This is a genomic window from Streptomyces finlayi (assembly GCF_014216315.1).
Lineage (GTDB): Bacteria > Actinomycetota > Actinomycetes > Streptomycetales > Streptomycetaceae > Streptomyces > Streptomyces finlayi_A.
Window position 1 is genome coordinate 3620474 of sequence record NZ_CP045702.1, and the last position, 14597, is coordinate 3635070.

A 14597-nucleotide genomic window follows, 5' to 3' on the forward strand; every position below is an offset into this window, starting at 1 on the left:
CGTGCGGGGATAGGGAGTTCCTGACTCGCCCGGCCGGTTCTCGTCCGGGCTCACAGTGGCGGGACCGCGCCGGAATCTCACCGGGCTTCCTCCCCTGTCGCCTGCTGGCGACGGCGGTCCGAGTGGACCACCGTGTGCATCCTAAGCGGCGGGGGTGCGCGGATGGGGGGCCGCCCGCAAACTCGTCCCCGGGGGCGGGACGGGCTGAGGAAGGTGCCGTTGGCGCCGCCCGGGCGGGAATCGGGGACTTTGCGCGTCAGGTCCGACCGACCCCGGCCCCGGACATCGCGGGCTGTTCAGCATCCGATCCGGGCGGCGTACGGGCCCGGCGGACGCCGGTGTGATGGTCGGTATGCTCGCCGCCATGTCCGCATCCGCCCTTTCGCCCCGGTCCCAGGGCGCCGCCTGTGCCCGGAGCAGTGGTGACGCCTGCCCCGGCACACTGCGGCTGCACCGCGCGGACGACGGCGCCCTCGCCCGGGTCCGGATACCGGGCGGTGTCCTGACCACCGCTCAGGCGCAGGCCCTGGACGAAGCCGCCCGGCAGCTCGGAGACGGTGACGTACACCTCACTTCACGCGGCAACGCCCAGCTCCGCGGCCTCTCGCCGGACTGCGGCCCCGAGCTGGCCGGGCTGCTCGCCGCCGCCGGACTTCTGCCGTCCGAACGCCACGAACGGGTGCGGAACATCGTCGCCTCCCCCCTCTCCGGACTCGACGACCGCGCGCTGCCGGACATCCGCCCCTGGCTGACCGGGCTGGACCGGCTGCTGTGCCGGAGCGAGAGCGCGACCGCCCTCTCCGGCCGCTTCCTCTTCGCCCTCGACGACGGCCGCGGCGACGTGGACGCCCTCGGCGCCGACGTGACCCTGATCGCGGAAGGAGCGACCGCGGCGACCGCCCTGCTGCGCACCGGCGACTGCGACACCGTCCTGCGGATTCCGGACGCCGACGCACCGCGCGCCGCCCTCCTGGCCGCCGAAGTCTTCCTGGACGCCGCCCGGCCCTCCGGCGCCTGGCGCGTGAAGGACCTCCCCGACGACATCCGCGCCGCGCTCCCGGCCCGCGTCGCGCGGCAGCTCACGAGCACCACCCCCACCGCGGCGCCCCGCCCGAAACGGGCGACGCCGCCGCCCCCCGGTCCCGTACCCGCCGGTCACCGCCCCACCGTCGCGCTCGCCGCCGACGTACCCCTGGGCCGACTCGCCCCCGTCCAGTGGCGGCTGCTCACCGAGACCGCCCGCCGGTGCGGCGGCGAGCTCCGCCTCACTCCCTGGCGCGGCGTCGTCGTGCCCGGCGCACCCCCGGACCGTGCCGACGACCTGCTGGCCGCCCTGGACGCGGCCGGGCTCATCACCGGTCCCGCGTCCCCGTGGGCGGGCGTGGGCGCCTGCATCGGACGGCCTGGCTGCGCCAGGTCGCTGGCCGACGTACGGGCCGAGGCGGCTGCCACCGTAGGTCCGCCGGGACGGCCCGGACAGCTGCCCGTCCACTGGTCCGGCTGCGAACGCCGGTGCGGCCACCCGCACGGTGAGTGGGTCGACGTGGTCGCCACTCCCGACGGCGGCCACCGGATCACCGTCGTACGCGACGGCGCCGGCCCGCAGGACCCGGTGACGGTCCCGCCCGGCACGGGCGCGCTCGCCACCGCGGTGGCGACGGCACGCGACACCACCCCATGACACCCCGTCACCACCCTCACCCAGACAGAGAAAGCGAAGGCACCGTGCACCAGTACGAGAAGGACGGACCGGCGATCTACCGCCAGTCCTTCGCCACCATCCGCGCGGAGGCGGATCTGGCCGGGCTGCCCGCCGATGTCAGCCAGGTCGCCGTCCGTATGATCCACGCCTGCGGCATGGTCGACCTCGTGCGCGACATCGCCTTCTCCCCGGACGCCGTCGCGCACGCCCGCGCCGCGCTGCGGTCCGGCGCACCGATCCTCTGCGACGTGGCCATGCTCGCGAGCGGCGTCACCCGCAGGCGTCTGCCCGCGGACAACGAAGTGATCTGCACCCTGTCCGACCCCTCCGTGCCGGACCTCGCCGCGAAGATGGGCACCACCCGCAGCGCCGCCGCCCTCGAACTGTGGCGGGACCGCATGGAAGGCGCCGTCGTCGCCGTCGGCAACGCGCCCACCGCGCTCTTCCGGCTGCTGGAGATGATCGAGGAGGGCGCCCCGCGCCCCGCCGCCGTCATAGGCATGCCGGTCGGCTTCATCGGAGCCGCCGAGTCCAAGGACGCCCTGGCCGCCCACCCGTCCGGCCTGGAACACGTGATCGTGCGCGGCCGTCGCGGCGGCAGCGCCATCGCCGCGGCAGCCCTCAACGCGATCGCCAGCGAGGAGGAGTGACCGTGCGTACCCAGCAGGAGACCACCGAAGGCTCACGGACGGCCACCGGCCGGCTGTACGGCGTGGGCCTGGGCCCCGGCGACCCGTCCCTGATGACGCTCCGGGCCGTCCAGGTCATCGCCGAAGCCGGCGTCGTGGCCTACCACAGCGCCCGGCACGGCCGCTCCATCGCCCGTTCCATCGCGGCCGAGCACCTCCGTGCCGACCACATCGAAGAGGCGCTGGTCTACCCCGTCACCACGGAGACCACCGACCACCCGGGCGGCTACCGGGGCGCGTTGGAGGAGTTCTACACGGAGGCTGCGGCCCGCCTCGCGGTGCACCTCGACGCCGGGCGCACCGTAGCCGTGCTCGCCGAGGGCGACCCGCTGTTCTACGGCTCGTACATGCACATGCACAAGCGGCTCGCGGACCGTTACGCCACCGAGGTCATCCCCGGTGTCACCTCGGTCAGCGCCGCCGCGGCCCGCCTCGGCACCCCGCTCGTGGAAGGGGAGGAGGTGTTGACGATCCTGCCGGGCACGCTGCCCGAGGAGGAGCTGACGGCACGTCTGGCGGGCACGGACTGCGCGGTGGTGATGAAGCTGGGCCGTACGTTCCCGGCTGTGCGGCGCGCCTTCGAGGCGTCCGGGCGGCTGCCCGAGGCGCGGTATGTCGAGCGGGCGACGATGGCCGGGGAGCGCACCGGCGACCTCGCGGACACGGACCCCGGCTCGGTGCCGTACTTCGCGGTGGCCGTGCTGCCCAGCCGTATCGACGCACCCCGCCCGCAACGCGCTCCGGGCTCCGGCGAGGTCGTCGTGGTCGGCACCGGCCCTGCCGGACCGCTCTGGCTGACGCCCGAGACACGCGGCGCGCTGGCCGCCGCCGACGACGTGGTCGGCTACACGACCTATCTGGACCGGGTGCCGGTCAGGCCCGGGCAGTCGCGCCACGGCTCCGACAACAAGGTCGAGTCTGAGCGCGCCGAGTTCGCCCTCGACCTGGCCGGGCGCGGCCGGCGCGTGGCCGTGGTGTCGGGCGGCGACCCGGGCGTCTTCGCGATGGCGACGGCGGTGCTGGAGGTGGCGTCGCAGGACGTGTACAAGGACATCGCGGTACGGGTGCTGCCGGGCGTGACCGCGGCCAACGCCGCCGCCGCCCGCGCGGGCGCACCGCTCGGCCACGACTACGCGACGATCTCGCTGTCCGACCGCCTCAAGCCGTGGGAGGTCATCGCCGAGCGGCTGCGCGCGGCGGCGTCGGCCGACCTGGTCATGGCGCTCTACAACCCCGGTTCCCGCACCCGTACCTGGCAGGTCGGCAAGGCCCGCGATCTGCTGCTGGAACACCGCTCCCCCGACACCCCCGTGGTGCTGGGCCGCGATGTCGGCGGGCCGACGGAGAGCGTGCGCACGGTACGGCTGGCCGATCTCGACCCGGAAGAGGTCGACATGCGGACGATCCTCATCGTCGGGTCCTCGCAGACCCGGTGGGTACGGCGGGGCGACGGCCAGGAAATCGTCTGGACCCCGAGGCGCTACCCGGAGGCCTAGGTCCTGTCTGGAGTTCCAGCGCGGGAGAAGGAGCGGCGTCCGGTGCCGTCGAATCCAAGGCGGAGGAGGGAGCGATGGCGGAGCCCTCGCGACTGACGACAACGCCGGAGGCGGCGGTGCCGGACGCCGCGACGCCGCGGGGGAACTCCAGACAGGACCTAGGGACCTTCGTACGGCACCGTCTCCCGCAGCCAGGCCACGGCCTGCTCGGGCGTACCGGCCACCGGGACCCCTTCGGGGACCGGTGGCCGGCCGACCACGACCACCGGAATCCCGGCCTCCCGGGCGGCGGTGAGTTTGGGGGCGGTCGCGGCGCCCCCGCTGTCCTTGGTGACGAGGACGTCGACGCGGTGGCGGCGAAGCAGGTCCCGCTCCCCTTCGAGGCTGAACGGGCCCCGGTCGAGCAGGACCTCCATCCGCGCGGGACACGGCCCGTCCGGGGCGTCGACCGAACGCATCAGGAACCACATCCCGTCCAGCCCCGCGAAGGCCGCCAGCCCCATCCGGCCCGTCGTGAGGAAGACGCGTGTGCCCAGCGCGGGCAGCAGGGCGGCGGCAGCGGACAGGGAGCCCGCAGGGTGCCATCGGTCGCCCTCGACGGGCACCCAGCCTGGGCGGCGGAGCGCCAACAGGGGAACATGGGCAGTGGCGGCGGCCTCGGCCGCGTTGAAACTGATCGTCCCGGCGAAAGGATGGGTGGCGTCGATGAGGGCATCCACCCGGTGCGCCCGCAGCCACTCGGCCAGCCCCCCGGCCCCGCCGAAGCCCCCGATCCGCACCTCGCCGGGCGGGAGCGCGGGACGGGCCACGCGGCCCGCGAGCGAACTGGTCACCCGCGCCCCGGCCGGCAGGGTGTCCACCAGTGCCCCGGCGAGCCGCCGGGCTTCCGTCGTGCCGCCGAGCACGAGTACATGCAGACGCATCGGATGGTCCCTCCATGAGCAGTGAGGCGAAGGGCGGGCGCAGCGCCCAACTCAAACACACCGGTCTGCGGCCCGGGTGGACGACCGGCGCCTGCGCGACCGCCGCGGCCACGGCCGCGTACACGGCGCTGCTGAGCGGCGACTTCCCCGATCCGGTGACGATCACACTGCCCCGTGGCCAGACGCCGTCCTTCGCCCTGGCGGTGGAGGAGCTGTCAGAGGGCCAGGCGATGGCCGGGGTGGTCAAGGACGCGGGCGACGACCCGGACGTGACGCACAGGGCGCTGGTACGGGCGACCGTGCGCCGCTCCGCACCGGGCTCGGGGGTGGTGTTCCGGGCGGGCCCCGGCGTGGGCACGATCACCCTGCCCGGGCTGCCGCTCGACGTCGGGGAGCCGGCCGTCAACCCCGTACCCCGGCAGATGATGCGGGAGCACATGGCGCGGGTGGCCGCGGAGCACGGCGGCTCGGGCGACGTGGAGATCACCCTCTCCGTCGACCACGGCGAGGAGATCGCCCGCTCCACCTGGAATCCGCGCCTCGGCATCCTGGGGGGCCTGTCGATCCTCGGTACGACAGGGGTCGTCGTGCCGTACTCCTGCTCGGCCTGGATCGACTCGATCCGCCGCGGGGTGGACGTGGCCCGGGCCGCCGGGCAACGGCATGTGGCGGGGTGCACGGGCTCGACGTCGGAGAAGACGGTGGTGGCCGAGTACGGGCTGCCGGAGATCGCCCTGCTGGACATGGGCGACTTCGCGGGCGCCGTACTGAAGTACGTACGCCGGCACCCGGTGGACCGGCTGACGGTGTGCGGCGGCTTCGCGAAGCTGTCGAAGCTGGCGGCGGGACACCTGGACCTGCACTCGGCGCGCTCCCAGGTCGACAAGCCGTTGCTGGCGGAACTGGCGCGCACGGGGGGCGCGGACGAGGCACTCGCGGCCCGGATCGCGACGGCCAACACGGGTCTGGAAGCGCTCCAGTTGTGCGCGGCGGCGGGCGTCCCGCTCGGCGACCTGGTGGCGGTGGCGGCACGCGACCAGGCACTGTCGGTGTTGCGCGGGGCGCCGGTGGCGGTGGACGTGATCTGCATCGACCGTGCGGGGCTGGTGGTGGGACGGAGCGCCGTGCGGTGACTGTGGCCGTCCGGAGGCCGGTCGTTCCCCGCCCCGCCCCTTCCCGAACCGGGACTCCGCCCCGGCCCCCGAAGCCTGCCCTCAATCGCCGGGCGGCTGGGACTGCCTGCCCTCAATCGCCGGGCGGGCTCAGTCGGTGCCTGAGGCCCGCTGCTCAGCCCGGGGCCGCCGCACCCGAGCCAGCCGCACCCCCAGACCGGGGGAGCCGGGGGCGGAGCCCCTGGGGTCAGCAGGAGTGCCGGTCGCGTTGCGGTGAGTACAGGTGGCTGTCCCGGAACTGCTCCGCCCCCAACGTACGGCCCACCATGATCACCGCGGTCCGGATCACCCCGGCCGCCTTCACCTGCTCCGCGATCGAGTCCAGCGACCCCCGCAGAATCAGCTCGTCGGGCCGCGACGCCATCGCCACCACCGCCGCCGGGCAGTCCGCCCCGTAGTGCGGCAGCAGTTCCTCGACCACCCGGTCCACGTACCGCGCCGCCAGGTGCAGCACGATCAGCGCTCCGCTGCGCCCGAGCGTCGCCAGGTCCTCACCCTCCGGCATCGCGGTCGCCCGCTGCGCGATCCGGGTGAGGATCACCGTCTGGCCGACCGTCGGCACGGTCAGCTCCCGCTTCAGCGCGGCGGCAGCCGCCGCGAAGGCCGGCACCCCCGGCACCACCTCGTACGGCACGTCCGCCTCGTCCAGCCGCCGCATCTGCTCGTTGACCGCGCTGAACACCGACGGGTCGCCCGAGTGCAGCCGGGCCACGTCGTGCCCCGCCGCGTGGGCGCCGACCAGCTCCGCCGTGATCTGCTCGATGTCGAGCTGAGCGGTGTCCACGAGCCGGGCGTCCGCCGGGCAGTCGTCGAGCAGTTCGCGCGGCACGAGGCTGCCCGCGTACAGACAGACGGGGCTCGCGGCGAGGATACGGGCGCCGCGCACCGTGATCAGGTCGGCCGCACCGGGGCCCGCGCCGATGAAGTACACGGTCATCTTCTGTCTCCTGAGTCTTTGCGCACGGATGCGTTCTTGCGTACGGACCACTGCGTCACGGGCATGGCCTGGCGCCAGCCGGTGAAGCCGCCGACCGGAACCGCGTGGGCCACCGCAAGTCGCACCAGCTCCCCGCCGTGCATCCGGTACCACTCGGCGAGCAGCGCCTCGGACTCCAGGGTGACCGTGTTGGCGACCAGCCGGCCGCCGTCGGGCAGCGCGTTCCAGCAGGCTTCGAGCAGGCCGGGGACGGTGAGCCCGCCGCCGATGAACACCGCGTCGGGCACGGGCAGTCCGGCGAGCGCGTCCGGTGCCCGGCCGGTGACGACCCGCAGGCCGGGTACCCCGAGCCGGTCCGCGTTGCGCGCGATGCGCAGGGCCCGCTGCGGGTCACGCTCCACGCTGACCGCCCGGCAGGACGGCGCGGTCCGCATCCACTCCACGGCGATCGAGCCCGAGCCGCCTCCGATGTCCCAGAGGAGCTCACCGGGCGCGGGTGCGAGCGCGCCGAGCGTCGCGGCCCGTACGTGCCGCTTGGTGAGCTGGCCGTCGTGTTCGTACGCCTCGTCGGGCAGCCCCGGTACGGCACCGAGCCGCAGCGCGTCCGGGGCGCGGCGGCATTCCACGGCGACGACGTTCAGCGGGTCGCCCGCCGGGTGCGCCCAGGTCTCGGCGATTCCCTCCGCGCGGGATTCCCGCTCCCCGCCGAGCTGTTCGAGCACCCGCAGCCGGCTCGGCCCGAAGCCCTGTTCGCACAGCAGCGCGGCCACGGCGGCGGGCGTGGCGGCACCGGCGCTCAGGACGAGCAGCCTGCGCCCGTCGTGAAGGGCGGCGGCCAGCCGGGCTGCGGGGCGGCCGACCAGCGTGACGACCTCGGTGTCCTCCAGCGGCCAGCCGAGCCGGGCGCAGGCGTACGCGACCGAGGACGGATGCGGCAGGACGTGCAGCGCCCCGGCCCCGAGTTCCTCGGTGAGCGTGCGCCCGATGCCGTAGAACATGGGGTCACCGCTGGCCAGGACGGCGACTGCGCGTCCCTCGTGGGCGGCGAGCAGCCCGGGGACGGCCGGTCTGAGCGGCGAGGGCCAGGGCACCCGCCGCCCTTCGCAGGACGCCGGGAGCAGCGCGAGCTGGCGCTCGCCGCCGATCACGACGTCGGCCGTCAGCAGCACCGTGCGCGAGGCGTCCGGCAGACCCGCCCATCCGTCGGCACCGATCCCCACGACGCTCACGGCACCCGAGGTCGCAGGGGCTGGGGGTTCGGACGGTATGGAGGGTGCGGAAGACAAGGCCGGTACCTCGGTGATCGGAGGAAAGACGCAGCCGAACTCTACTGTCGGCCCCGCCGGGCCCACCGGCCGGTATCGGGCCCGCCGCGCCCGGCCGCACGCGTGGCCGCTCGGCCGCCGAGTGATTCCGGAAATTCTTCCGCGCGGTGTCGGGATCCCGCGCCCGGTTCCGGCGTCCCCTGGGAGAGCCGCCCATGGGGGGCGGCACCCGGACCGAGGAGAAGAATCATGAAGTACCTGGTGATGGTGCAGGGCTCGCAGGCCGACTACGAGGCGATGAGCGGCAAGGGGTCCGCGCAGAGCCCGGCCTGGAGCAAGAAGGACGTGCAGGAGATGTTCGCCTTCATGCAGGGAATCAACGACGACCTCGCCGAGACCGGCGAGATGGTGGACGGCCAGGGCCTGACCGAACCCGCGAAGACCCGCTTCGTCGGTGTCGGGAGCGCTGGGCAGACCGTGATCACGGACGGACCGTACGGCGGAACGAAGGAACTGCTCGCCGGGTACTGGGTCCTCGACTGCGAGAACCTGGAGAGGGTCACCGAGATCGCCGCACGCATCGCGCGCTGCCCCCAGCCCGAGGGAGCGCCCGAGTACCCGGTGGTGATCCGCCCGATCGAGGAGGGCCCGGGAGAGCCGTCCTGAAGGACGTCCCGACGTCCCGAAAGGTGCGTGTGAGCCGTACGACCGAGGTCGAGGACCTGTTGCGCCGGCACGCGCCGCAGGTCCTCGGTGCGCTCGTACGGCGGTACGGGCACTTCGACGCGGCCGGGGACGCCGACCAGCTGCGCAGCGAGGCGGCGCGGCGCGGACGCGAGGAGACGGCGGCGGCGCTTCCGGCGACACCGGCCGCACCGGCCGGCACCTCGCCCTGTGAGCCATCGGCAGCAGTCCGACTCGCAGACGGACCCCGCTCTCGCGATCATCGGGGAATGACCAAGAGCAACGGCAAGGACGTCACCCTGCGGATCGCCCAGCAGCCCGAGGCGGACGAGCTCCTCGGCCGCAGCGCGCTGGCCGCTCTCGTCGGCATGCTGCTGGATCAGCAGGTGCCGATGGAGTGGGCGTTCACCGGCCCGTACACCCTGGCGCAGCGGATGGGGGGCGACGATCTCGACGCCCACGAGATCGCCGCCCACGACCCGGACGCCTTCACCCGTCTCTTCACCGACAAGCCCGCCCTGCACCGGTATCCCGGTTCCATGGCCAAGCGGGTGCAGCAGCTGTGCCAGTACCTCGTGGCGGAGTACGACGGCGAGGCGAGCGCCGTATGGGCGGACGCCTCGACCGGGGCCGAGTTGCTGGAACGGCTGAAGGCACTACCCGGATTCGGCGCCCAGAAGGCCCAGATCTTCCTCGCGCTGCTGGGCAAGCGGTTCGGCGTACGGCCCACGGGCTGGCGGGAGGCGGCAGGCCCGTACGGCGACGCGGGCTCGCACCGTTCGGTCGCCGACATCACCGGTCCCGAATCGCTCGCCGAGGTGCGCGCGTACAAGCAGGAGGCGAAGGCCGCGGCGAAGAAGGCCACCGAAACGGGTACATCCGGGAAGCCCCAGGCCAAGAAGTGATCACGAACACGCCACACAACTGGTCACAAGGAGCCGCAGCAGTTCCCAGATGTCACTGCACTCGCTAGCTTTCGTGCACATCTGTTCACACCGGAAGGACTCCTGTGCACGCAACTCGTCGCAGAGCCATGGCTGTTGTGGCCGCCACCGCCCTGGCCACACCGCTCCTCCTGGGCGCCTCCCCGTTTCAGGGGAAGTCGCACGATCCCGCGAAGGACGCGGCCAAGCTCGCGCGCAAACTGGTGCAGCGCTCCACCGCGGACGACGCGTACCGGCACCTCCAGCAGTTCCAGGCGATAGCGGACTCCGCGGACGGTCACCGCGCGGCCGGTTCGCTGGGCCATGACGCCTCCGCCGCGTACGTCTACCGGCTGCTCCAGAAGGCCGGGTACGACGTCTCGTACGAATCCTTCGACTTCATGTTCACCGAGACCCTGGCCGAGAAGCTCTCCGTCGTCTCGCCCACCCCGCGCGACATCACCATCAAGGCGATGACGTACACGAAGTCCACGGCGGTCGGCGGAGTGGAGGCGGCCCTCGTCGCCGTCCCCCTCGACGCCACCACCGGCTGCGAGGACGCGGACTACGCCTCGGCGAACTTCACCGGCAAGATCGCGCTGATCAAGCGCGGCGGCTGCTCCTTCGCGCAGAAGCAGGCGACCGCGGCCACCGCCGGAGCGACCGGTGCCGTCATCTACAACAACGTCGATGGCGAGCTCTCCGGCACCCTCGGCGACGTCGAGTCGGGGAAGATCCCCACCGGCGGACTCACCCTCGCCGAGGGCGAGAAGCTCGCCGCGGACCTGGCCGAGGGCGACGTGACCGTCTCCTTCGAGATCCGTGAGCTCCAGGAGAAGCGCAACACCCGCAACGTCATCGCGGAGACCCGTGGCGGCAACGCCGCCAAGACCGTGGTCCTCGGCGCCCACCTGGACTCGGTCACCGAGGGCCCCGGCATCAACGACAACGGTTCCGGCTCGGCCGGCCTCCTCGAAGTCGCGCTGGAACTCGCCAAGACCCACCGCGCCCCCGCCAACAAGACGCGGTTCGCCTGGTGGTCGGCGGAGGAGAACGGCCTCCTGGGCTCGGAGGCGTACGTCGCCGCGCTCACCGAGAAGCAGCGCGAGCAGATCGCGCTCTACCTCAACTTCGACATGATCGCCTCGCCGAACGGCGCCCAGTTCGTGTACGACGGCAACAACTCCGACGGCGTCGGCGAGGGCGAGGGCCCCGAGGGTTCCGCGCAGTTGGAGCGCGACATCAACGACTTCCTCGACGGGAAGGGCCAGGCGCACGAGGGCACGGACTTCACCGGGCGCTCCGACTACGGCCCGTTCATCGACGTCGGCATCCCGTCCGGCGGCACGTTCACCGGCGCCGAGGGCATCAAGACACCGGCCCAGGTGGAGAAGTTCGGCGGCGAGGCGGGAGTCGCGTACGACGCCTGCTACCACGCGGCCTGCGACGACATCGAGAACATCGACATGGGTCTGTTCGACACGAACATCGACGTGATCGCCAACGCCGTGGGCACCTACGCCTACGACCTGCGTTCGCTGACCCGTCCGGTCCCGGCCGAGCCCACCACGGGTGAGCCCGGCAGCGGCGGCGGCCTCCACGAGGGCCACGCGCACCACGTCACCGAATAACCGCGCACTCCGGAACAACCGCGTACTCCGGCGCCGTACGTCCCGGGCAGCACGGTGCCCGGAACACCGACGGCCCCGGCGCACCGCGGGCGGGACATCACGCGCCCGCGGTGCGCCGCTCCCGGACCCTTTCGGGGGAACCCGCCGCACCGCCGGGGTAACCGGCCCCGCGTCCACCGCGGCAGAGCGCTCCACCTTCGGTGGTTTTGCCGGTTTCGGTCACCGGCACGGTCACCGTCCCGTGCTGCGGCCGGAGCCCCTTGCCCGGTAGGCTTTCCGTGTGATCTTCAAGCGCATCGGAAATGGGCGGCCATATCCCGACCACGGCCGGGAAAGCACCCGACAGTGGGCGGACGTCGCCCCACGTCCGGTCCGCCTCGACCAGCTCGTGACCACCAAGGGTCAGCTGGACCTCGAAACCCTCCTCGCCGAGGACTCCACGTTCTACGGCGACCTCTTCGCCCACGTCGTGAAGTGGCAGGGAGACCTCTACCTGGAGGACGGGCTGCACCGCGCGGTCCGCGCGGCTCTCCAGCAGCGCCAGGTGCTGCACGCGCGCGTCCTCGAAATGGGCTGACGCCCCCTCCGCCACCGCCCACGGCCACCCGTGGCCCTCTTCGGGCCTTTCGGGTGCTTTCCGGCTCATGTGGGTGCAATCCATTGATCATTTAGTAGGCATCATCACCGGGTCGCACTACGCTTCCCCCATGAGCATGCTCACTCCCCCCGGCATGGGCGGAAAGTACCGCATCACGGGCAACGCCTACCCCCGGATGCGCCGCCCCCGTCACCGTCGCCGGCTGGTCCTGGCGGCCGTGGCCGCAGTGGTGGCCCTCGGCCTGGCAGGCTGGGGCACGCTGCAGCTCATCGACGTCTTCACCGGCGGCGACGAGAAGGCCGTCGCGGCCGATCACAAGAAGAAGTGCGCCTCGGCCGTGCAGACGGCGCCCGCGAAGGCGCTGCCCCGGCCGGCCGGCATCAAGGTGAACGTCTACAACGCGACCCCGCGCAGCGGCCTCGCCAAGGCGGCGGCCGACGAGCTGAAGAAGCGCGGCTTCGCCATCGGCAAGGTGGGCAACGCCCCGGCCGCGTACGACAAGAAGGTCCCCGGGCCCGGGCTGCTGCTGGGCGCCCCGACGGCCGCCGACGGCTCGTTCACGGTCCTCGGCACGCAACTGCCGGGCAGTACGCGGAAGACGGACACCCGCGAGACGGCGGACGTCGACCTGATTCTCGGTACGAAGTTCAAAACGTTCAGCACACCGGCGGCGGCCGCGACCGCCCTGACCGCCCTCACGACGAAGCCGGCGCCGGCCCCGTCGTCCTGCTGACGCGTCCGCGACGGTGGCCGGGTGGCCCCGGCGACCGTCGCGGATACCGTCCTAGTCGGCCGTGCCGTACATCCGGTCGCCCGCGTCGCCCAGCCCCGGCACGATGTAGCCGTTCTCGTTGAGCCGCTCGTCGACCGAGGCGGTGACCACGGTGACCGGTGTACCGGCCAGCTCGCGCTCCATCACCTCGACGCCCTCGGGCGCCGCGAGCAGCACGACCGCGGTGACGTCGTCCGCACCGCGCTTGATCAGCTCCCTGATGGCCGCGACCAGCGTGCCGCCGGTGGCCAGCATCGGGTCCAGGACGTACACCTGGCGGCCCGAGAGGTCCTCGGGCATCCGCGTCGCGTACGTCTCCGCCTCGAGCGTCTCCTCGTTGCGGATCATGCCCAGGAAGCCGACCTCGGCGGTCGGCAGGAGCCGCACCATGCCGTCGAGCATCCCCAGACCGGCACGCAGGATCGGTACGACGAGGGGGCGGGGGTGCGAGAGCTTGACGCCGGTCGTGGGCGTCACCGGGGTCACGATGTCGACCTGCTCGGTGCGCACGTCCCTGGTGGCCTCGTAGGCGAGCAGGGTGACCAGCTCGTCGGCGAGGCGCCGGAAAGTAGGGGAGTCGGTGCGCTTGTCGCGCAGCGTGGTGAGTTTGTGCGCCACCAGCGGGTGGTCGACGACATGAATGCGCATGGCGTCAACAGTAGCCGGGCCTCCTGGCACTCTGCGCTGGCATCAACCACCTGTTCGGAGGGAAGGTGGTGGCATACGGACCCAACTTGGGGGTGGTGTGTCGATGGCGGACGGCGAACAGCCGAAACGGGCACGGGCCGCACGTGTCCCCCCGGCCGCGCCGGATGACACGCCGGACACGCCGGACGCTCTGGACACCCGGGAGAGTGAGACGGCGCGCCGCAGGCGCCGCGCCCAGTTCCTCCGCGAGCTCCACGAGGCCAAGCAACTGCGCGACCGGGTCCAGCCGCGCAGGGTCCGTGCGGCCCGGATGCGCCAAGCCATGCGGATGCGTACGTTCCGCTGGTGACGGCTGCTTCGCGCCGCCTTACGGGCAGGTGAACCGGCCCCGGCGTTCCGCCATCGTTCCTCCGCCGAGCGGACGCTCCGGGAACTCGATGGCCGACGCAACGGTCGAAGAGGTCTCGCTCCGCCGCTGTTTCTGCCACGATGCCGATTGGGCGGGCACAGGACAGCCGGAACAACGGCTGCCCTCCCGTCGGACCGATTCACCTATGACAAGTGGGAGAGTCACGGTGTACTTCGCCGCACTGCTCGCGCGCACCGAAGACGGGTGGGAAGCGAGCGACACGGAGCTGGACGATGTGGAGACCCTGTCCGATCTGACCGATCTGGCCCGGGACGCCTCAGTGGACGAGGACACGGTCCTGGTCTACATCGAGCAGGAGGACGCCTGGTTCGGCGTCATCCGGGTGGACGGTGAGGAGGACCCCCGTATCTACGTCTCGGACGCGTCCGCCGCCGCCCGCTCCTCGTACGGGGAAATCCTCCTCACCGACGAACTGCTCGGCCGCGAACCGGGGGCCGAGGACGAGATCGCCGCACTGGAAGAGCTCGTCGACCTCGACGGCACGGAGGACGGCGAGCCCGAAGTGTCCGAACACGACGCCGTGGACGGCCGGGCGGACCCGGCGGTCGACGACGACGTCACCCCTCTCGACGCCGTACCCGCGGGGCCGCTCGGCGACCTCGGGCTCCTGGCCGATTTCGGTCTTTCGGAGAAGGAGCTGCTGACCCTGCGCACCGATGCGCTGGTAGAGATCACGGACGCCCTGGGAGCGGCCGAGGTCATGGAGTCCGTCCGTTAGGGTCCGCGG

Annotated in this window: 15 protein-coding genes and 1 riboswitch; of the genes, 11 read left to right on the forward strand and 4 right to left on the reverse strand. The window is 72.7% G+C overall.

From position 1 onward, the window contains the following. Positions 1-14: 14 nt before the first annotated feature. A riboswitch (cobalamin riboswitch) is annotated at positions 15-92 on the reverse strand. Between the two features lie 260 nt (positions 93-352). The 3 genes from cobG to F0344_RS16710 are packed head-to-tail and all read left to right on the forward strand — an operon-like array spanning position 353 to position 3887. Beyond that, the gene (gene cobG, locus F0344_RS16700; RefSeq protein WP_185299546.1) at positions 353-1681 is read left to right on the forward strand and encodes a precorrin-3B synthase; all 1329 of its coding nucleotides are present in this window, start codon (positions 353-355) and stop codon (positions 1679-1681) included. 44 nt (positions 1682-1725) lie between these two features. After that, positions 1726-2352 (forward strand): precorrin-8X methylmutase, encoded by a 627-nt coding sequence (locus F0344_RS16705; protein WP_185299547.1) that lies wholly within the window; start codon positions 1726-1728, stop codon positions 2350-2352. 2 nt (positions 2353-2354) lie between these two features. After that, positions 2355-3887: a precorrin-2 C(20)-methyltransferase gene (locus F0344_RS16710; RefSeq protein ID WP_185299548.1), complete on the forward strand. Its 1533-nt coding sequence runs from the start codon at positions 2355-2357 to the stop codon at positions 3885-3887. A 158-nt stretch (positions 3888-4045) separates the two neighbouring features. On the opposite strand, the gene F0344_RS16715 is transcribed toward F0344_RS16710, so the two are convergent. Continuing rightward, the gene (locus F0344_RS16715) at positions 4046-4810 is read right to left on the reverse strand and encodes a cobalt-precorrin-6A reductase (RefSeq protein WP_185299549.1); all 765 of its coding nucleotides are present in this window, start codon (positions 4808-4810) and stop codon (positions 4046-4048) included. Between the two features lie 14 nt (positions 4811-4824). Here F0344_RS16715 and F0344_RS16720 point away from each other — a divergent pair, with 14 nt between their 5' ends. Beyond that, a complete protein-coding gene (locus F0344_RS16720) occupies positions 4825-5943 on the forward strand; it encodes a cobalt-precorrin-5B (C(1))-methyltransferase (protein WP_185299550.1) in 1119 nt (372 codons plus the stop codon). A 226-nt stretch (positions 5944-6169) separates the two neighbouring features. Here the strand turns inward: F0344_RS16720 and cobM are convergent, their stop codons facing one another. Further along, on the reverse strand, positions 6170-6919 hold the full coding sequence (gene cobM / locus F0344_RS16725) for a precorrin-4 C(11)-methyltransferase (protein ID WP_185299551.1): 750 nt from the start codon (positions 6917-6919) through the stop codon (positions 6170-6172). After that, a complete protein-coding gene (cbiE, locus tag F0344_RS16730) occupies positions 6916-8148 on the reverse strand; it encodes a precorrin-6y C5,15-methyltransferase (decarboxylating) subunit CbiE (RefSeq protein WP_374940097.1) in 1233 nt (410 codons plus the stop codon). Before cbiE ends, cobM begins: the two co-directional genes overlap by 4 nt. Positions 8149-8433: 285 nt before the next feature. On the opposite strand from cbiE, the gene F0344_RS16735 reads away from it, so the two are divergent. From F0344_RS16735 to F0344_RS16755, 5 genes are all read left to right on the forward strand, one after another. Next, positions 8434-8850, forward strand: a complete 417-nt coding sequence (locus F0344_RS16735; protein WP_185299553.1) for a YciI family protein — start codon at positions 8434-8436, stop codon at positions 8848-8850. A gap of 287 nt (positions 8851-9137) precedes the next feature. Further along, the gene (locus F0344_RS16740) at positions 9138-9773 is read left to right on the forward strand and encodes an HhH-GPD-type base excision DNA repair protein (protein ID WP_185302724.1); all 636 of its coding nucleotides are present in this window, start codon (positions 9138-9140) and stop codon (positions 9771-9773) included. A 128-nt stretch (positions 9774-9901) separates the two neighbouring features. Then, complete coding sequence (locus F0344_RS16745) at positions 9902-11422, forward strand: M28 family metallopeptidase (protein WP_185299554.1); 1521 nt, start codon at positions 9902-9904, stop codon at positions 11420-11422. A 280-nt stretch (positions 11423-11702) separates the two neighbouring features. Next, a complete protein-coding gene (locus F0344_RS16750) occupies positions 11703-11999 on the forward strand; it encodes a type II toxin-antitoxin system VapB family antitoxin (RefSeq protein ID WP_014155093.1) in 297 nt (98 codons plus the stop codon). Between the two features lie 154 nt (positions 12000-12153). Further along, positions 12154-12753, forward strand: coding sequence for a LytR C-terminal domain-containing protein (locus F0344_RS16755; protein WP_185302725.1), 600 nt, complete (start codon positions 12154-12156; stop codon positions 12751-12753). 51 nt (positions 12754-12804) lie between these two features. Here F0344_RS16755 and upp read toward each other — a convergent pair whose 3' ends face one another. Then, on the reverse strand, positions 12805-13440 hold the full coding sequence (upp, locus tag F0344_RS16760) for a uracil phosphoribosyltransferase (protein WP_185299555.1): 636 nt from the start codon (positions 13438-13440) through the stop codon (positions 12805-12807). A 103-nt stretch (positions 13441-13543) separates the two neighbouring features. Between upp and F0344_RS16765 the strand changes: the two genes are divergently transcribed. Next, positions 13544-13789 carry a hypothetical protein gene (locus F0344_RS16765; RefSeq protein WP_185299556.1) on the forward strand — a complete coding sequence of 82 codons (246 nt, stop codon included), beginning with the start codon at positions 13544-13546 and terminating at the stop codon, positions 13787-13789. 226 nt (positions 13790-14015) lie between these two features. Next, the gene (locus tag F0344_RS16770; protein WP_185302726.1) at positions 14016-14588 is read left to right on the forward strand and encodes a tRNA adenosine deaminase-associated protein; all 573 of its coding nucleotides are present in this window, start codon (positions 14016-14018) and stop codon (positions 14586-14588) included. Positions 14589-14597: the final 9 nt, after the last annotated feature.